Consider the following 16,615-nt stretch of genomic DNA (forward strand, 5'->3'; position numbering starts at 1 on the left):
TTCAGCCCGCGATGATGGACGGGCGATAATCGTCATCCCCCCAATGGTGGCTTGCTCTTTTTGAGCGGTTGGCCTGAGGCACGTAATGCCGGGCAAGCGACAGGAGTGCGGCGCGCAGCAGCAGTTTTGCCGACCGCGCCGGCCATTGCCGCTCCCGCTCCACCGTTTCCAGACCCTTTTCGAAACAGCAAATATCGATGGCGACGCCCGACAGTTCCGGCCCCATCGCATCCGCCGCACGGGAAAACCGCACACGTGCGGCCATCGCAGCCTCGGTGAGATCGAGCGCACCGCCCGCCTCCCCCTTTGTTCGGTTCGCAATGCGCGGTTCCCATGTCGCGGTGACCCTGGGGTTGAGATGCGCGCGGTGAAAATCAGCGGCGAGACGTTCTCCCGCCTGTAAGGCGTCAGCCGGAAAGAAGGCCGTGCCGTCCCGCTCCTTCAGGCGAGACAGGCTGGTCAAAGGCGAGGTTTTGAGGTTGTGCCGGGCGGGCTGCCTGCCCTCGCCGACATCCACGATCACTGTCTGCACATCCCGGTGCTGCTCCTGAAAAATCTCGTCGCGATCCTTCGCGATCGCGCGCCTCAGATAGGCCGAGAGCGGCGCTGCGGCTAAAAGCGTGTCGCCCTGCCGGACGACCAGACCCGATGCGACGGCAAGCCTCACCGTCGCTGCCGGGAATCGCAATCTCTCACGCCCTTCCCTCTCTTTCCCAACCCCTTCTTTCGCTGCCCCCTCTTTGGCTGCACTACGCCGCCGCAATACCGTTTCGCCACCCTCTTCCAACGCTTCAGCCGCGCCAGCCGCGATAAAACGCACCAGCCGTAAGAGAACGGGATCGGGGCGAGCGATGGGTGTCTGTTTCGCCTCACTCATCGCGAACACCCCTCATCACGTTGAAAATGCTGCCGGCGAGCCGCTCGAGCATGGCAACGAACTCGTCGAAGGCCGGTTCGTCACGTCGATCCTCGACCACCTGGCAGGCATGGCCGACCGTGGTTCTGTCCCTGCCGAAACAGGGGCCGATATCCGACATGGCAATGCCGAGCTGCACATGGCACACATACATGGCGATCTGACGGATATGGCATTCGCTGCGCCGCCTGTCGCGGTGCCCGGACAAGCGGGGGCCGGCCAAACGCTCACCGGTCAATTGCACCATTTCGGCTGTCAATTGCCGAACCAGCCGGCAGATGCGGGAAATCTCCTCCCGCCCGGCAGCCAGTGGCCAGCGGCGGAAATGACGATCGGTAACCGGCGCGCATGGCCGCGCGGCGACAGACAGGGGCGATGTATCCGACGGCATATGCAACTCCTCTACGAATAGGAATTAATTCATACACCCGAGGACGGCCGTGGGGAAGCGTGAATTTGACGAGGAAGAATATATCCTTGATATAGCTTTATTTTTGCAGAAATGACGCAAGCGATAAAGGATTTTTTTCCTCACTCAAGATTCGACGCGACAATAAAAAAGCCGGTCGACGGACCGGCTGGACATTCATGTGACGGTAAAGACAGCTTCAAAGGGAGCATGTGGAGCGGGCGGGCTCCGCTTGCCGCCTTCTCCCGCCGGGGAGAAGTTCGCGGCAGCGGGTTGAGAGGGTAAGGGTGCGGTCTATCGCTGACGTTGCCCCCTCATCCGACCCTTCGGGCCACCTTCTCCCCGGTCGGGGAGAAGAATAGGCAGATCCGATTAGCGGTTGGCCTTGCGGCGCTGGCCGAGACCCATTTCCTTGGCGAGCCGCGAGCGGGCTTCGGCATAGGCGGGCGCAACCATCGGATAATCGACCGGCAGGTCCCATTTTTCGCGGTATTCTTCCGGTGTCATGCTGTGATGCGTCGTGAGGTGGCGCTTGAGCGACTTGAACGAACCGCCGCATTCCAAACAGACGATATGATCGTCCTGAACCGACTTGCGAACCGAGACGGCAGGCTTCTGCTTTTCAACATTGACCGCCACCGATGCCGGGGCCGAGGTGCCGCTGAGTGCCGTGTGAACATCCGAAATAAGGCCGGGAAGCTCTGTAACCGGAACGACGTGGTTGCTAACATAGGCAGCCACAATATCCGCCGTCAGTTCGACCAGCAGATCCTGGGCGTTACCGTATGCAGTTTCCGTCATTTAAGTATCTCCTGTTTATTTATCTCCGGAAGCGGGCGAACGCCGCTTCGAGCGATGTGAAGTTACCCGGTGCCCCACCTTCGCCTTGTTGAAACCAACGTGAAATCTACCCCTAGATTTCAAGCGAAAACCGGAAACGTATTGATCCGAGATTCAACTTATGGCCCGCGACATGGGCAGCAATGGTCTGATGGACCATAGATTAGACATTAATAAAATGTCTATGCCGACTATGAAGAGGCTAGATGCAAATCGCGATTAGCAACTTTACACTTAATTTGGATAACAGCAAAACAGCAAAAGTCAAATTCCTATTATGAATTTTTCAGTTCAAAACAGTCTAATCGCAATACAAAAAATTACGGGTAATAAAATACTATGCCAAGTAGCAATTGAAAATGAACACCCCCTATTATTGGGGGGAATTTCAACTTCAAATTTTCTTGAGGTCATCAACTACCGATTTAACATGAAGCGGATAACCTGCCTTATGCGCGGCCATGGCAAGAAGATGCGCCGAGACCGGTGCTGTCAGAATGAAGAAGAAGAAACCGGCGAGTGCCCGTGCCAGCGTCGCCATATCCATGGAATGAATGCCCACGGCCAGAAGCAGCAGCCCGGACCCCACCGTCCCCGCCTTGGAGGCCGCATGCATGCGGGTATAGACATCAGGCAGGCGATTGAGCCCGATTGCGGCGATCAGTGAAAAGGCGGCTCCCGAGACCGTCAGCGCCGCAACGAGGATAGCAACAAGCCAGCCGATCATTTTCCGCCCTTTATTTTTCCGCCAACCTTCTGATTTTTTGACGTTTTTTCAATGTCTTCCGACACCCTTTCGCCATCCAGCACCGCCTTCGACTTTCGCCCGCCGTCTGCGCCGCGCGCCAACACGAAACGGGCAAAGGCCACCGTTGCCAGAAAACCGACAAGCCCGAGCGCAATCGCGATATCGACATAAAGGGTGAAGCCGGTGCGGATGGCGATGACCGCGATGAAGCCGATGGCGATACCGACCAGCATGTCGAGCGCGACGATCCGGTCCGGCAGAGTCGGCCCGATGACAACACGATATACTGTCAGCAGGAAGGCTGCCGAGAGTACAACCGAGGCAAGTATAGTTGCAAATGAAACTATTTGTTCCGGCGTCATTGCTGAAACGCCTCCATGATCTTTTTTTCAAAGCCGTTGCGGATGTCGTTCCTCGCGGCTTCGATATCGCTGCAATCGATGGCGTGGACGTAGAGCGTCTTTCTATCCTCGGATACATCGACCGACAGCGTGCCGGGGGTGAGCGTGATGAGATTGGCGAGCAGCGTGATCTGGAAGTCCGTCGTCACCGTCAACGGATAGGCGAAGATGCCGGGCTGCACGTCGAGCTTCGGCCGCGTCACCAGCACCGCCACCTTCCAGGCCGACAGCGCCAGTTCCTTGAAGAACAGCAGCACGAGCGACAGTATCCGCGTCAGCCGCAGCCAGTGATTGTTGCCCCTGGGCATCTGATGGCGGATAAGCCCGAGCGCCAGTGCCGAGACGATGACGCCGAAGACGATATTCGCCGGCGTGACGCTGCCGGTTATGGCAAGCCAGATGGCGAGGAACATCGACAGGACGATATAGAGGCTCATGGTTTGCCTCCCTCGGGAAAGACCGACTGGATATAGGCCTGGGGATCACCCAGCCCCACTGCTGCCTGCTGGCTGAGACTGAGCAGGCTTTCCGGAAACAGGCCGAAAAATACCACCAGCAAGGTCAGTCCGACCAGCGGTACGACGGAGGGCAGCGCCTGAGAGGGCGGTGCCGGTGATGGCGGCTGGCTTGCCGACGTCGCCGGGCGCCAGAAACACAAAAGGAAAATCCGTCCGAAGGCGATGGTAGCGATGAAACCTGAAACGAGAATGGCGGCGGCGAGCCACCATGCGCCGATATCGATCGCCGATTTGACCAGCACCGCCTTCGGCCAGAAGCCGGAAAAAGGCGGCAGGCCGGAACCGGCGAAAAACAGCGCCAGCGCCAGCGCCGAAAACCATGGGGCCTGCCGGTAAAGGCCACTCAGCGCCGTCAGACTAAAGCCGCCGCCGAGGCGGGCGGCATGGCCGGCGGCAAGATAAAGCGCCGTCATCAGCACCATGGAATGCAGCGCGTAAAAGATCGCGCCCGACACGCCCGACGGCGTGCCGATGGCGATGCCGGCCATCATGTAGCCGATGCCTGAAATGACGATGTAACCGAGCATGCGGCGGATGTCGTTCTGGGCGAGTGCGCCCATCGCCCCCAGCACCATGGTCAGGGCCGCCGAGATGGCGATGACGATGCTCAGTTCCTCACGCTCGACCGGAAACAGCATGACCATGACGCGCAGCAGCGAATAGATGCCGACCTTGGTCAGCAGGCCGCCGAACAGGGCGGACACGACGATGCGTGGCGTGTGATAGGAGGCGGGCAACCAGAAATTCACCGGAAAGGCCGCCGCCTTCATGGCGAAGGCGAGCGCGAAGAGGCTGGCGAGCGTCATCAGCGGCGCGGTGCCGCGCAGGACGTTCGCCTTCAGCGCGATATCGGCCATGTTGAGCGTGCCAAAGATGGCATAGAGATAACCGACCGTGATCAGGAACAGCGTGGTGCCGATAAGGTTCAAGATGGCGTATTTCAACGCCCCGTCGATCTGTTCGCGCGTCGAGCCGAGCACGATGAGACCGAAGGACGAGATCAGCAGCACCTCGAACCAGACATAGAGGTTGAACAGATCGCCCGTCAGAAAGGCACCGGTGACACCCGCCATCAGCAGCATCAGGAACGGATAAAAACCGTAGCGCCTGCCGCTGGCATCGATATCGCCGGCGGCATGGATGGCGCCCGCAAGCGCTACGATGGCAGCAGCAAGCGACAGCAGCGCGCCGGTGAGATCAGCAGTAAAGGCGATACCGAAAGGCGGCAGCCAGCGGCCCATCACCATGGTGAACGGGCCTTGCGTCGCGACCTTCCACAAAAGTGCTGCATTGAGCACCACGAGCAGGAAGAGCGCCGCGATGGCAACGGCGGCATGGTGGCGAATGGCGTGGCGCATCATCATCAGCACCGCGCCCGCGCCGATGCAGAGCGCGACCGGCAGGATGATCACCCAGTCGGACAGCGGCACGGGCGCCATGACGAGTGCTGCGGAAAGATCGGTAACTGCGGAAGGGGTGGATGAAGCCATGTGTCTGAAGCCCTGCCCGCTCAATAACCGAGCGGCGGCATAGGCTCGCCGGCCGGTTCTGCGGTGCGCATTTCGTCCGTGTCGTCGGTCTGCAATTCCTGGAACGCACGCCAGGTCAGCACCAGAAGGAAACAGAAGAAGGAAAAGGAAATGACGATTGCCGTGAGGATCAGTGCCTGCGGCAGCGGATTGGCAGCACCCGCCGGCAGCGTATCCATGCCGGCCGGGATGATCGCCGGTACTTCGCGCGTCAGCCTGCCGGCGGTGAACAGCAACAGATTGACCGCATTACCGAGAATGGCGATGCCGAGCAGCATGCGGATGCTGTGTCGCGACAGCATGAGATAGATCGCCACCGAAAAGAAGATGCCGACGAGAATGGAGAAGACCGCTTCCATCAGTCGCTTTCCCTTTCTTCCAGTGCCAGCGCAATGGAGGTGATGGCGCCGACCACGACGAGGTAAACGCCGATATCGAAGGACATGACGGTGGAAAGCGGCACCTCGACGCCGAACAGGCTCGGATAGACCCAGAGCCCGGTCATGAAGGGCACGCCTGCGGCCATCGACACGACACCGGACAACATCGCCATCAGCAACCCTGCTCCGGCGATGGCGAGCGGATGAAACACGATGGCGCGTCTGACCGCCGCCACACCATAAGCGATGCCATAGATTGCCAGCGCCGAGACCGCGACCAATCCGCCAATGAAACCGCCGCCCGGCTCGTTATGGCCTCGCAGCAGCACGAAGATGGAAAACAGCACCATGAGGCTGGTGACAACTGGGGCGACGGTGCGCAGGATCAACGTATTCATGCCCGTGCTCCCGTCTTTTTCGCCGTTTTCGCCGGTCCCTTGACGGCGGCGGCCGGGCGGATGCGGATGAGCGCGAGGATGGCAAGGCCGGTGATCATCACCACCGCGATTTCGCCCAGCGTATCCGTACCGCGGAAATCGACGATGATGACGTTCACGACATTGGCGCCGTGGGCGATGACCTTGGAATAGGTATTGTAGAAGTCCGTCAGGCGGTTGTCGAAGCTCGCCTCCGTCGCCCGCATCAGGAACAGGGCAAAGCCGGTTCCGCAGGCAATGGCGATGGTGCTGTCCAGGAGCTTCTGGCCAAGCCCGCGATGGTCCGACGGCGACAGGCGAAGCCGCGTCATGACCAGCGTCAGAATGACCACCGACAGCGTCTCGACCATGAACTGCGTAAACGACAGATCAGGCGCGCCGAACAGCAGGAAAATGACCGCCACGGCAAAGCCCTGAATGCCAAGCGCGATGATGGCGGTGAGCCGGCTCGATGCCGTCAGCACTGCAAGAAGCCCCACCACCGCAATGGCGATGAAGGTCAGTTCATGGATCTGCATATCGTGCGGCCAAGAGGGCATCGCCGGAAGTTCGCCGTAAAGAAATAGCGGCACAAGCAGCACGGCGGCGATAACGGCGAAGGTGGCGGTGACATAAAATTCCAGCCGGCCGGGCTGAATGAGCCGCGTGACGTGGAAGGAGATTTTCACCAGAGTGTCGATGAAGACATCGAAACCCCTGTCCGGCCCGGCTCCCAGCGCCTTGAACGTGCGGTCCATCAGGCCGCGGAGCGGGACAAGCTGCGTATAAAGGACGATACCGAGCGCGACCGTGAGCAGCGAAAGGCCGAGCGGCACGCCGATATGGGGAATGAGCGAGATTTCCACCGGACGCGGCTCACCGGCAATGGCGCTTGCCATGGGGATGGAGATGTAGAAATGCGCGATGCCGGAAAAGAGAGCGATGGTCAGCCCCTTCAGCGCCAGCAGCGCCGGGCCGAGCCAGAGCAGCAGCGGCCCCTCATGCGCGTGTTTTGGGGTTTTCACCGGCTTGCCGAGGAAGGGTTTCAGCCCCACCGCAAAGGCGACGGCGAACATCAGCGCATTGCCGAGAATGGCGATGCCGGTGAACAGCACGGCGCGCGGATTGCCATGCGCCAGCGCGTAATAAATCTCTTCCTTGGCGAGAAAGCCGAAAAACGGCGGCAGGCCGGCCATGGAAATCGCTGCGGCCAGCGCCGCTGCAAAGGTGATTGGCATGGCCTTGCGCAAGCCGCCAAGCTTCGTGACATCGCGCGTACCGGTCTCGTGGTCGATGATGCCGGCGACCATGAACAGCGCGCCCTTGAACAGCGAATGCGCCACCAGATAAAGCACCGCGGCTTCAATGGCATGGTCCGAACCGAAGCCGGTGAGCATCACCAGAAGGCCGAGCGACGAAACGGTGGTATATGCGAGCATCAGCTTCAGATCGGTCTGGCGCACGGCCAGTAGCGCACCGGTGAGCATCGTCAGCCCGCCGAAGAAGGGCAGCAGAATCTGCCAGGCGGCCGTGTCTCCGAGAACCGGGTTGAGACGCATCAGCAGATAGACGCCGGCCTTCACCATGGTTGCCGAATGCAGATAGGCCGAAACCGGTGTCGGTGCTTCCATGGCGTTCGGCAGCCAGAAATGGAAGGGAAACTGCGCCGATTTGGTGAAGGCGCCGCCGAGGACCAGAAGCAGTGCGGCGAGATAAAACGGGCTATCGCGCAATATGTCGCCGCCGCGCACCAGCATCGACAGCTGCGTCATGCCGCTGATGTCCCAGATGAAGATCAGCCCGGCAAGCAGCAGCAAACCGCCGCCACCCGTCACCACCAGCGCCTGCAGGGCAGCGCGGCGCGAGGCGGCACGCTCGTGATCGAAGCCGATCAGCAGGAACGAGGTGATGGAGGTCAGTTCCCAGAAAACGAACAGCATCAGCAGGCTGTCTGAGACCACGACGCCCAGCATCGCCCCCATGAACAGAAGCAGGAAGGACAGGAAGCGGCCCTGCTGGGGATGGCCCTTCATGTAACCGCCGGCATAAAGCACGATCAGCAGGCCGATACCGGTGATCAGCAGCGCGAAGGTGAGCGACAGGCCATCAATGAACCAGGAGAAGCTGAGATTGAAGCTCGGCACCCAGGCGTAACCGCCCGTCACCACACCGCCCGCCGCAATGTCAGGCAGCATCAGCGCGAAATGGACAAAGGCCAGCCCCGGCGCAAGCGCCAGCACCCAAGCGGCATTGTGCCCCAACTTCTTCACCAGCACCGGTGCGGCGAGTGCTGCCATAAACGGCAGAAACAGCGACAGGAATGTCAGCGGCGTGACATCTGGTGTCATTCACATCTCCCGGGGTGTCCCCCACACATCTGCCTGGGGTGTCCCCCACCCTGCGCGCCAATGACTGGCGTTCTCTTTAAATCGATTTTTTCAGTTAAGGCATAGCTAAAGGCATCTCAACCCAAATCGACACTCCCGGCTCATAACGAACGCGTTATGACGGTCTGCCCTCTTTCAATCCGTGGCGGCGATGACTATTTCTGGCAGGAACAGAAAGGATCATTCCATGAGCGATCTGACGCCCCCCAAAGTCAACAAGAGCGATGCCGACTGGCGTGAACAACTGACGCCGGAGCAATATCACATTCTGCGCGAGCACGGCACGGAGCGCCCTTTCACCGGTCCCTATTGGAACTCGACCGAAAAAGGCCTCTACCGCTGCGCCGCCTGTGACGAACCGCTGTTTCTCTCCGACACCAAGTTCGATGCCGGCTGCGGCTGGCCGAGCTATTTCGAGCCGATCAAACCCGACGCGGTGACGGAACTGCGCGACGCCAGCCACGGCATGGTGCGTACCGAAATCCGCTGCACCAATTGCGGCGGCCACCTCGGCCACGTTTTTCCGGACGGGCCGAAGCCGACCGGCCTCCGTTACTGCATCAACGGCCATTCGATGGTGTTCGAGCCGGTTTGAGGGGCTGAGAGTCTCTCACTCGACCGTATGTGGATCAAAACGGTGCCGCTTGTTTCTTCTCCCCGAGGGGGAGAAGGTGGCCCGAAGGGTCGGATGAGGGGGTAGCGTTGCCGGAATTCGGAGAGCTTGCCCCCTCATCCCGCTGCCGCGGACTTCTCCCCGGCGGGGAGAAGAACAACGCGGCACCCGCTCGATATACAGGTGGCCTTCAGCTTTCAGCTGAGAGCTTCAGCTCCATACACGTCAAATCCAGCCAGCGGCCGAACTTGGCGCCGACTTCCGAAAACCTTCCGACAACCTTAAAACCGAGGCTTTCGTGCAGGCGGATGGAAGCGGTGTTTTCCGCTTCGATGGCGGCGATCAGCACATGCACGTCATTGCCGGAAGCGTGGTCGATCAGCGCCTGCATCAGCCGCTTGCCGATGCCGTGGCCGCGCGCGTCCTTGTGCACATAGACCGAATGTTCGCGGGTGTGGCGGTAACCGTCGAAGGCGCGCCAGTCGCCATAGGATGCGTAGCCGGCAACCTTGCCGTCAAGGATGGCGACGATGACCGGAAAGCCCCGCGCCTTGCGCGCAGCGAACCACTCCTTGCGATTTTCCAGATCGACCAGCACCTCGTTCCAGATCGCCGTCGTATTGACGACCGCATCATTGTAAATCTCCATGATGCCGGAGAGATCATCCACGGTCGCGTCACGCAGTTCCACGGTCATTATCCTTCGCCCTCGCTCATTGTGGAATACGCGCCGGCATGGTTGCGGTCGCGATCCCCACGAGCCTTAAGCGATGACGCCGCGGCCTGTCCAGTGTCTGCGGCGTGATAGGGGGAGACTGTTCAGGACGCCAGCGGAACAAGGCTGAAAGCGGTGACCACGGCAAAATAATGAATGGCGGCGGCGGTGACGACGAAACCGTGCCAGATGGCATTCTGGAAGCGCAGTTTTTCCCAGACATGGAAGATCACGCCAAGCGAATAGATGACGCCGCCGGCGACGATCAGCCAGAGTGTGACGGGAGCGAGATGCGACGACAGGGGCTCTACCACCATGATGCCGCTCCAGCCCATGGCGAGATAAAGGCCGATGGCCACCCGGTCGTATCGGCCGGGGAAGACACATTTGAGGAAGATACCACAAAGCGCGGTGAGCCAGATCAACCCCAGCATGGTGGCGATCAGCGGATCGTTGATGCCGCGCATCAGGAAGGGCGTATAGGTGGCGGCAATCAGGATGAAGATCGCCGAATGATCCAGCCGGCGCAGGAACCATTTTACTCGGGAATGCGGCCAGATATTGTAAGTGAAGGACACGGAAAGACAGGCAACCAGACCGAAACCATAAATCCACGCGGCCGCAATCGCGCTCAGCGTACCCCAGACGGTGGCGTAAAAAATCAGCGCCGTGGCGCCGACCAGCGCAAAAACAATGCCGACGCCATGGACGATGCCATCTGCGACAATCTCGTGAAAATCATATTTGCGCCCGAACCGCCACAAATCACTCATAGTCCATTCCCGTCTGCGTGCTTCCATCAAAGCATGGAGACAATATTAGACAGGAACAAGACAGCAGCCGGTTAACGTCGATCAAATTGCGTTCGAGGCTGTTGCGAAAGGAGAGGTGCGGGTCGTTCTGCGGCAATAGCAATCGCCGATGGAGCGAGCGGTTGCCGCCTGCTTCTTCTCCCCGAGGGGGAGAAGTCCGCGGCAGCGGGATGAGGGGGCAAGCGTGCGGTTAATCGCTGGCGTTGCCCCCTCATCCGACCCTTCGGGCCACCTTCTCCCCGGCGGGGAGAAGAAACGCGCGGCGACCTCGCGGCCCTTTTCAGTTGCGTATCACAAAGCCGCAGCACATTCCTGACAGAACGGCGTATAGGGCACCGCCTTCAAACGGTCCTCCGAAATCGCCTTGCCGCATTTGACGCAGGTGCCGAAGGTGCCCCTGGTGATGCGGTCGAGCGCTGCGTCGATGGCGCGCAGCTCGTCCTGCCCCACCTGCCCCATCTCATCCAGCACCTCGTCATTGTTGCGCTCAGTGGCGCGCTCCTCGTCATCGGGATTACGCGGCTGTTCGAAATCGGCCTCGATGCGGTGCAGGCGGCGATAAAGCTCACGCTGGCGGTCGCGCAGGATTTTCTCGTAACTCTCGACATTCATGGTGTTTTCCTCCAGCCGGTGCGGGCGGCCATTCGCCCGCAACCCTTTTTATGGCCGCTCTTACCGGTCGATCAGCACCGAACATTTGGCGTGGCGCACCACGCGGTCGGCGGTGGCGCCGATGAAATAATTGCTGAAATCCGGCGTATGCGACGCGATGATGATGAGGTCCGCCTTGTGTTGCTCGGCGGCGGCGATGATTTCGCGCGCAGGCGCACCGCTGCGAATTTCCTGACTGCCCTTGAAGCCGCTCTTCGCCTTGAGGTCCGCAAGCTTCGTCTTGGCATCCTTGATGGCGTTTTCAATAAGATCGACGGGCAGGTCGATCGCCATGTAGCCGGGCAGTTCCTCAACCACATTGATGAGGACGATCTCGCCATCGGCGTCCAGCAGCGCCTTGGCCTTTTCAAGGATTTTTTCCCCCTTGTCGGTGGCGCTGAGGTCTACCGGTACGATGATCTTCTTGTACATGGCTGTCTCCTTTGGCTTATTCCGCCGTTTCGCGTGTCGTGCTCAAGCTCATATTTCCCTGCCATCGCTTGGTCCGCCTTGATCGAAGTCAAGGCTGTGCCGGTCTAGCAACAGGGCTTTGTCAACAAATAGTGAACGGTCAATCGCCATAAGGCGATCTTTGCTGAACGACAAAATCCGCCCATATTCACCACAGACAAACGCCGCAAAGCGGCGTCGGCCAATGCCGGTGACCGCCGATCCGCTTTCCGGCGCGTCATATTCAATATGGAGATTATGATGAGTGAAATCAAACAATTCGCCCTGACGCGGCCGGCCTATGTCGGGCAGGCTCATCTCGTCGTCCACGATCTGCCGCGCGTTTCGGATTTCTACCAGAAGATCATCGGCCTTTCGGTGCTTGAAAAGAGCAAAAGCGGCGAGGTTCTGGGCGTGAATGGCCAGCCGCTCTTGACACTTTCCACCTCCAACACGGCGGAACGCGCGCCGCGCAATGCCGCCGGCCTGTTCCACACCGCCTTTCTGATGCCGAGCCGCGATGATCTGGCGCAATGGCTGGCCCATGCGGCGCATAACAACGTCCAGCTTCAGGGCGCATCCGACCATCTGGTCAGCGAGGCGATCTATCTCGCCGACCCCGAAGGCAACGGTATCGAGGTCTATCGCGACCGGCAGCCGTCGGAATGGACCTACCAGCCTGATGGCACGGTGGAGATGGCTACCCTCGCCCTCAATCTTCAGGCACTTTATGACAGCGCACCGAAAACCGCTTTTGCCGGTGCGGCGGAGGGAACGGCCATCGGCCATATTCATCTGCAGGTCGGCAATATTCCGCAGGCGGATGAATTTTATCAGGACGTGCTGGGGCTGAACATCATGGCGCGGTATCCGGGCGCCAGCTTCTTCGGCTCCGGGGCCTATCACCACCATGTGGCCGCCAATATCTGGAACAGCCGGGGTGCTGCGGCGCGCAAGGACAATATGACGGGGCTTGCCGGTTACTCGCTGAAATTCAACGAGCCTGAAGCACTCGAAAAGGCTGCCGCCGCGCTCGATCGACTGGAAATCGCGACCGAGCGGCAAAGCGATGGCATCGTTTTGAAAGACCCATGGGGCATCGGACTAAAGCTTTCCGCATAAACATAAAACGGGGCGGCCAAAAATTTGCGCCGCCCCGGAACCGCCATATTTTTCGAACGTTTGTCCCCTTATTGGGGGACCGTTCGATGAATGAAAATGCCAGACCGGACAAAACCGGTATTTTGGGCCATCACGTGGCCAGCACCGCAGCCGCGCCGGCGGCAAGGGCCGATCCGCTGGAAACCCCCGCCTCCGGTTCACGCCGCGACGATGCGCGCAGCCAGCAGCCGCTCGGCCGCGAAGCGCTTGATGTCGTTGTCGCCTGGTCGGTGATCGGCATCTTCCTCATCATGCTGATGGCGGTCATTCACGAATTGTCGCTCATCCTCATCCCCGTGGTGATGGCCATCGTGGTCGGCATGATCCTTGGCATCGCCGCCGAAAAACTCGGCTCCTATGGCATTCCCGGTTTCGGCGTCGCGCTCATTCTCTCCACGCTCGTGGCGGCGGTGATGTTCTTCGTGGTCAATTCGCTGAGCGAGCCGCTTTCCCTGCTCGCTTCGGAAGGGCCGGCGCTGGTGGAGCGCAGCATCGACCGCTTCCTGCCCTATCTGCAAAGTCTCAGATGGCTGAATATTTCGGCGGCGAGTTTCAGCATGGGGTCGATGTCGATGGAATCGCTGATTTCGCGCAGCGGCGAAATCATTTCCGTGCTCGGCGCCAACATCACGCCCGCCGTCATTCAGGGGCTGATCTTCCTCGCCGCGCTGCTGATGTTTCTCTATAGCCGGCTGCGGCTGCGCAAGGCGATCATCATGGCCTTTCCGGCCCGCCACCAGCGGCTCAGAACCATCCGCATCATCGGCTCGGTGGAAGAAGTGCTTGGCACCTATTTCGCCACGGCAGCGCTGATCTATGCCGGGCTTGGCGTGACGATGGTGGTTATCGCCTATTTGGGCGGGTTGGCCATGCCGCTCCTCTGGGGGCTGTTCGCCTTTCTCTCCAGCTTCGTGCCGTTTCTCGGCATCACCGCCATGACGATATCGCTGACGGTGGCCGGCATCATCACGCATGACAACATGATTCTGGCGCTTATGCCGGCGGCGATCTTCTTCACCATTCACCTGTTGATGGAAAACCTCGCCTTTCCGGCTGTCGTAGGCCGCAACATGGAGATCAACCCGTTCCTCGTCTTCGTGATGATCATCTTCTGGACGTGGATGTGGGGGGCGGCCGGCGCCATGCTGGCGCTGCCGCTGTCGCTGATTGCCATGACGGTGACGCGAGAACTGTTTCCTTCGCGCAAGGTGGTTCCCAAATTGCCGGATTGAGCGGCGGTTTTCTGGCTGGAAAAGCGAAACCGCTCCAGATGTGGGTTTAAGGGGATGTCAGTTGACGGCGGGCGGAGGGCGCATGTGGTTTACCCCCCTCTGCCCTGCCGGGCATCTCCCCCACAAGGGGGGAGATCGATTCGCGGCTGTGTCTCGTTCATCTCGACGTTAGAGTATGAGGTGGTGGAAGAGCGTCTTGCCTATCTCCCTCCTTGTGGGGGAGATGCCCGGCAGGGCAGAGGGGGTAAAGCCCCACACACCCCGCTCAACTAAATGCCCCCCAAAATCCAACAGCCAAGAACCTCAGGAAGCGAGCGGCATTCTCTGCCCCTCCCCCTGCGCGCCCGCCATGCGGCGCTCATGCTCGATCAGCCATTTCTTCCGCCACAGGCCTCCACCATAACCGGTCAGGCTGCCATCCGCCCCCAGCACCCGATGGCAGGGCACGACGATCGCAATCTGGTTGGCGCCATTGGCGCGGGCCACGGCGCGCACGGCGGATGACCTGTCCATGCTGGTTGCCAGCGAGGAATAGCTGACGATCTCACCCACCGGAATTTCCCGCAGGTTGCGCCAGACATCGCGCTCGAAGGGCGTGCCGTGGCCGGCGAGCCGGGTTTCGAAGGCAGCCGAACTGCCGGCGAAATAGGCGGCAAGTTCCGCCGCGATCTGGCCGGTCACCGCGGTGCGGCCCAGCACCATATCCGCGCCGGTGCGGGCCTTCAGCCGCTTCAGCTCGGCCGGAAGGGCCGGCCGGTCGGCGAATTCAAGCAGATGCAGGACATGATCGTCGGCAACGACCAGCATCGGGCCGATCGGCGTATCGATCCAGTCACCCTTCAAAAACCCCTTGCCCTTCATGGCGACGGGCGATGTGCCGAAGAACTGGTTGATCGCCGAGCGAAAGCCGCTGCCGGATTCGTAACCCGCATCGATCTGCGCGCCAATCACCGCCTCGCCCGAGGCAAGGCTCGTCGCCGCGTCTCCGAGCCGGCGCAGCCGGGCGATTTCCAGAAAGCTCATGCCAAAACGACGCTTGAAGGTGCGGCGCACGGTGGAGGGATCGTGTCCCAGCGCCACCACATCCTCCTCGCACCAACGCCGCGCCGGTTCGTTTTCCAGCGCCGTCAGAAGCGAGGTGACGGTCTCGTCCGGAGCGCCATAGGACAACATCGGCTTGCAGCGCTTGCAGGGGCGAAAACCCGCCTCAAGGCATTCGGCGATGGTCTCGCGGAACCGGCAATTTTCGATCTTCGGTTTTCGCGCCGTGCAGGTGAAGCGGCAAAAGATCTTGGTCGAGGTCACGCAGACATAGGCCACGCCTTCATAGGCGGGGTCCTTGTTCACAAGGGCGGAATACAGCGTTTCGGTGTCGGGGCGTTTGAACAGCATCATGGGAGGATGCTAGCGCAATTTTCTGGTCCGCGCCGCCGAAAAACGGGCGTGGATGTGGGGATGTATCTTGTTTCTTCGGGGAGAAACATCGCCACCGGAGTGAGCGGGTGCCGCCCATTTCTTCTCCCCGCCGGGGAGAAGGTGGCGCGCAGCGCCGGATGAGGGGGCTACGGTAGAGATATGCGGAGAACTTGCCCCCTCATCTGACCCTTCGGGCCATCTTCTCCCCCGCGGGGAGAAGAAACGAGAGGCAACCTTTTGGATTAATTCCCCGGCGGCGAAAAAGATGGGTCGTCCAGCCTCGTAAACACCACGCCGCGGGCCTTCAGCGCCAGAAGGCCTTTTACCACGCCCTCGCCCGCCTCATGGGTGGGCTGGTTGATGTGGGAGATGATGACATCGCCATCCTTTGCGGAGGCGATGTGTTTTGCTGTCATGGCCGCCCCCAGCAGCGAGCCGCCATCGCCATTGACGGAATAACCGGCCACCCGCATGCCGAGCCGGTTGATGGTGGCCATGGAGGACTTGGTGTATTTGGCCGTCGCCCCACGGAACCATTGCGGCTGGAGACCGGTGGCAGCGACGATCGCCTGGCGGCCGCCTTCCACTTCCTGCTCGACCGCCGCTTCCGAACCGGCAGCGGTGATGCCGTAAATGGACACCGGCTTATCCACCGCCGGCACGTGGTTTTCGCCGTGGTTTTCGATCTCGAACAGGTCTGGATGCGCCGTAAGCACGGCGAGCGCCTCGCCATTGTGTTTTAACCAGCGGGCGGTGACGAAGATCGTTGCTGGAATGCGCTCCTTCACCAGCGTATCGAGGATGCGGTGATCGGTCTTGCCCATGCAGGCATCAAGCGTCATCGCCACCCGCACGTTGCCGTCATGTCGCGGCGTCATTTTCAGCGTCGGCTCGACAAGGCCGGTGCCCGCGAACGCGGCCGACGCGGCGGAGGCAAACAAGACAGCAAGGAGGACGCGACGCATCATTTTCGTTTTCCGCAGTGTAGTAGCGTATAATCCCGTGGCAATTCGCCCGCAAA

At 60.4% G+C, this 16,615-nt stretch carries 20 protein-coding genes; 3 read left to right on the plus strand and 17 right to left on the minus strand.

Annotation, left to right across the window (positions count from 1 at the left end):
* Position 1: 1 nt before the first annotated feature.
* The 10 genes from FCH38_RS03890 to FCH38_RS03935 form a co-directional block, all read right to left on the minus strand.
* A complete protein-coding gene (locus FCH38_RS03890) occupies positions 2–877 on the minus strand; it encodes a DUF6456 domain-containing protein (RefSeq protein ID WP_174372882.1) in 876 nt (291 codons plus the stop codon).
* Positions 870–1,307: a helix-turn-helix domain-containing protein gene (locus FCH38_RS03895; protein ID WP_174372883.1), complete on the minus strand. Its 438-nt coding sequence runs from the start codon at positions 1,305–1,307 to the stop codon at positions 870–872. Before FCH38_RS03895 ends, FCH38_RS03890 begins: the two co-directional genes overlap by 8 nt.
* Positions 1,308–1,697: 390 nt before the next feature.
* On the minus strand, positions 1,698–2,126 hold the full coding sequence (gene ros / locus FCH38_RS03900) for a MucR family transcriptional regulator Ros (RefSeq protein WP_003512037.1): 429 nt from the start codon (positions 2,124–2,126) through the stop codon (positions 1,698–1,700).
* A gap of 433 nt (positions 2,127–2,559) precedes the next feature.
* Entirely contained in the window at positions 2,560–2,892 is a 333-nt protein-coding gene (mnhG, locus tag FCH38_RS03905) for a monovalent cation/H(+) antiporter subunit G (protein WP_174372884.1), read from the minus strand.
* Positions 2,889–3,275, minus strand: a complete 387-nt coding sequence (locus tag FCH38_RS03910; RefSeq protein WP_174372885.1) for a cation:proton antiporter — start codon at positions 3,273–3,275, stop codon at positions 2,889–2,891. Before FCH38_RS03910 ends, mnhG begins: the two co-directional genes overlap by 4 nt.
* Positions 3,272–3,751 carry a Na+/H+ antiporter subunit E gene (locus FCH38_RS03915; protein ID WP_149898849.1) on the minus strand — a complete coding sequence of 160 codons (480 nt, stop codon included), beginning with the start codon at positions 3,749–3,751 and terminating at the stop codon, positions 3,272–3,274. The genes FCH38_RS03910 and FCH38_RS03915 overlap by 4 nt, the downstream gene beginning before the upstream one ends.
* A complete protein-coding gene (locus FCH38_RS03920) occupies positions 3,748–5,322 on the minus strand; it encodes a Na+/H+ antiporter subunit D (protein WP_174372886.1) in 1,575 nt (524 codons plus the stop codon). The genes FCH38_RS03915 and FCH38_RS03920 overlap by 4 nt, the downstream gene beginning before the upstream one ends.
* A 20-nt stretch (positions 5,323–5,342) precedes the next feature.
* Complete coding sequence (locus tag FCH38_RS03925; protein WP_142839358.1) at positions 5,343–5,720, minus strand: Na+/H+ antiporter subunit C; 378 nt, start codon at positions 5,718–5,720, stop codon at positions 5,343–5,345.
* Positions 5,720–6,139, minus strand: a complete 420-nt coding sequence (locus FCH38_RS03930; protein ID WP_149898847.1) for a Na+/H+ antiporter subunit B — start codon at positions 6,137–6,139, stop codon at positions 5,720–5,722. Before FCH38_RS03930 ends, FCH38_RS03925 begins: the two co-directional genes overlap by 1 nt.
* A complete protein-coding gene (locus tag FCH38_RS03935) occupies positions 6,136–8,505 on the minus strand; it encodes a putative monovalent cation/H+ antiporter subunit A (RefSeq protein WP_174372887.1) in 2,370 nt (789 codons plus the stop codon). Before FCH38_RS03935 ends, FCH38_RS03930 begins: the two co-directional genes overlap by 4 nt.
* 226 nt (positions 8,506–8,731) lie before the next feature.
* Between FCH38_RS03935 and msrB the strand changes: the two genes are divergently transcribed.
* Complete coding sequence (msrB, locus tag FCH38_RS03940; RefSeq protein ID WP_174372888.1) at positions 8,732–9,139, plus strand: peptide-methionine (R)-S-oxide reductase MsrB; 408 nt, start codon at positions 8,732–8,734, stop codon at positions 9,137–9,139.
* Positions 9,140–9,347: 208 nt separating this feature from the next.
* Here the strand turns inward: msrB and FCH38_RS03945 are convergent, their stop codons facing one another.
* The 5 genes from FCH38_RS03945 to FCH38_RS03965 form a co-directional block, all read right to left on the minus strand.
* Positions 9,348–9,854, minus strand: coding sequence for a GNAT family N-acetyltransferase (locus FCH38_RS03945; RefSeq protein ID WP_174372889.1), 507 nt, complete (start codon positions 9,852–9,854; stop codon positions 9,348–9,350).
* Between the two features lie 122 nt (positions 9,855–9,976).
* Positions 9,977–10,645, minus strand: coding sequence for a PAQR family membrane homeostasis protein TrhA (trhA, locus tag FCH38_RS03950; protein ID WP_149898843.1), 669 nt, complete (start codon positions 10,643–10,645; stop codon positions 9,977–9,979).
* Positions 10,646–10,975: 330 nt separating this feature from the next.
* Positions 10,976–11,296, minus strand: coding sequence for a TraR/DksA family transcriptional regulator (locus tag FCH38_RS03955; protein WP_174372890.1), 321 nt, complete (start codon positions 11,294–11,296; stop codon positions 10,976–10,978).
* A gap of 60 nt (positions 11,297–11,356) precedes the next feature.
* Positions 11,357–11,767, minus strand: coding sequence for a universal stress protein (locus tag FCH38_RS03960; protein WP_149898841.1), 411 nt, complete (start codon positions 11,765–11,767; stop codon positions 11,357–11,359).
* Between the two features lie 48 nt (positions 11,768–11,815).
* On the minus strand, positions 11,816–12,064 hold the full coding sequence (locus FCH38_RS03965; RefSeq protein WP_174372891.1) for a hypothetical protein: 249 nt from the start codon (positions 12,062–12,064) through the stop codon (positions 11,816–11,818).
* Here FCH38_RS03965 and FCH38_RS03970 point away from each other — a divergent pair.
* Both FCH38_RS03970 and FCH38_RS03975 read left to right on the plus strand, forming a co-directional pair.
* The gene (locus FCH38_RS03970; protein WP_174372892.1) at positions 12,047–12,907 is read left to right on the plus strand and encodes a VOC family protein; all 861 of its coding nucleotides are present in this window, start codon (positions 12,047–12,049) and stop codon (positions 12,905–12,907) included. The genes FCH38_RS03965 and FCH38_RS03970 overlap by 18 nt on opposite strands.
* An 86-nt stretch (positions 12,908–12,993) precedes the next feature.
* Positions 12,994–14,178 (plus strand): AI-2E family transporter, encoded by a 1,185-nt coding sequence (locus FCH38_RS03975; protein ID WP_174372893.1) that lies wholly within the window; start codon positions 12,994–12,996, stop codon positions 14,176–14,178.
* Positions 14,179–14,481: 303 nt separating this feature from the next.
* On the opposite strand, the gene FCH38_RS03980 is transcribed toward FCH38_RS03975, so the two are convergent.
* Positions 14,482–15,573, minus strand: coding sequence for a bifunctional transcriptional activator/DNA repair enzyme AdaA (locus FCH38_RS03980; protein ID WP_174372894.1), 1,092 nt, complete (start codon positions 15,571–15,573; stop codon positions 14,482–14,484).
* A 263-nt stretch (positions 15,574–15,836) separates the two neighbouring features.
* A complete protein-coding gene (locus FCH38_RS03985) occupies positions 15,837–16,562 on the minus strand; it encodes a polysaccharide deacetylase family protein (RefSeq protein WP_174372895.1) in 726 nt (241 codons plus the stop codon).
* Positions 16,563–16,615 lie beyond the last annotated feature (53 nt).

Source organism: Agrobacterium tumefaciens, from assembly GCF_013337285.1.
GTDB lineage: Bacteria > Pseudomonadota > Alphaproteobacteria > Rhizobiales > Rhizobiaceae > Agrobacterium > Agrobacterium burrii.

Excerpts from the sequence above, each read along its gene's own strand:
- FCH38_RS03890 (WP_174372882.1), bottom strand. The coding sequence starts at position 877 with ATGAGTGAGGCGAAACAGACACCCATCGCTCGCCCCGATCCCGTTCTC.
- FCH38_RS03895 (WP_174372883.1), bottom strand. The coding sequence starts at position 1,307 with ATGCCGTCGGATACATCGCCCCTGTCTGTCGCCGCGCGGCCATGCGCG.
- ros (WP_003512037.1), bottom strand. The coding sequence starts at position 2,126 with ATGACGGAAACTGCATACGGTAACGCCCAGGATCTGCTGGTCGAACTG.
- mnhG (WP_174372884.1), bottom strand. The coding sequence starts at position 2,892 with ATGATCGGCTGGCTTGTTGCTATCCTCGTTGCGGCGCTGACGGTCTCG.
- FCH38_RS03910 (WP_174372885.1), bottom strand. The coding sequence starts at position 3,275 with ATGACGCCGGAACAAATAGTTTCATTTGCAACTATACTTGCCTCGGTT.
- FCH38_RS03915 (WP_149898849.1), bottom strand. The coding sequence starts at position 3,751 with ATGAGCCTCTATATCGTCCTGTCGATGTTCCTCGCCATCTGGCTTGCC.
- FCH38_RS03920 (WP_174372886.1), bottom strand. The coding sequence starts at position 5,322 with ATGGCTTCATCCACCCCTTCCGCAGTTACCGATCTTTCCGCAGCACTC.
- FCH38_RS03925 (WP_142839358.1), bottom strand. The coding sequence starts at position 5,720 with ATGGAAGCGGTCTTCTCCATTCTCGTCGGCATCTTCTTTTCGGTGGCG.
- FCH38_RS03930 (WP_149898847.1), bottom strand. The coding sequence starts at position 6,139 with ATGAATACGTTGATCCTGCGCACCGTCGCCCCAGTTGTCACCAGCCTC.
- FCH38_RS03935 (WP_174372887.1), bottom strand. The coding sequence starts at position 8,505 with ATGACACCAGATGTCACGCCGCTGACATTCCTGTCGCTGTTTCTGCCG.
- msrB (WP_174372888.1), top strand. The coding sequence starts at position 8,732 with ATGAGCGATCTGACGCCCCCCAAAGTCAACAAGAGCGATGCCGACTGG.
- FCH38_RS03945 (WP_174372889.1), bottom strand. The coding sequence starts at position 9,854 with ATGACCGTGGAACTGCGTGACGCGACCGTGGATGATCTCTCCGGCATC.
- trhA (WP_149898843.1), bottom strand. The coding sequence starts at position 10,645 with ATGAGTGATTTGTGGCGGTTCGGGCGCAAATATGATTTTCACGAGATT.
- FCH38_RS03955 (WP_174372890.1), bottom strand. The coding sequence starts at position 11,296 with ATGAATGTCGAGAGTTACGAGAAAATCCTGCGCGACCGCCAGCGTGAG.
- FCH38_RS03960 (WP_149898841.1), bottom strand. The coding sequence starts at position 11,767 with ATGTACAAGAAGATCATCGTACCGGTAGACCTCAGCGCCACCGACAAG.
- FCH38_RS03970 (WP_174372892.1), top strand. The coding sequence starts at position 12,047 with ATGAGTGAAATCAAACAATTCGCCCTGACGCGGCCGGCCTATGTCGGG.
- FCH38_RS03975 (WP_174372893.1), top strand. The coding sequence starts at position 12,994 with ATGAATGAAAATGCCAGACCGGACAAAACCGGTATTTTGGGCCATCAC.
- FCH38_RS03980 (WP_174372894.1), bottom strand. The coding sequence starts at position 15,573 with ATGATGCTGTTCAAACGCCCCGACACCGAAACGCTGTATTCCGCCCTT.
- FCH38_RS03985 (WP_174372895.1), bottom strand. The coding sequence starts at position 16,562 with ATGATGCGTCGCGTCCTCCTTGCTGTCTTGTTTGCCTCCGCCGCGTCG.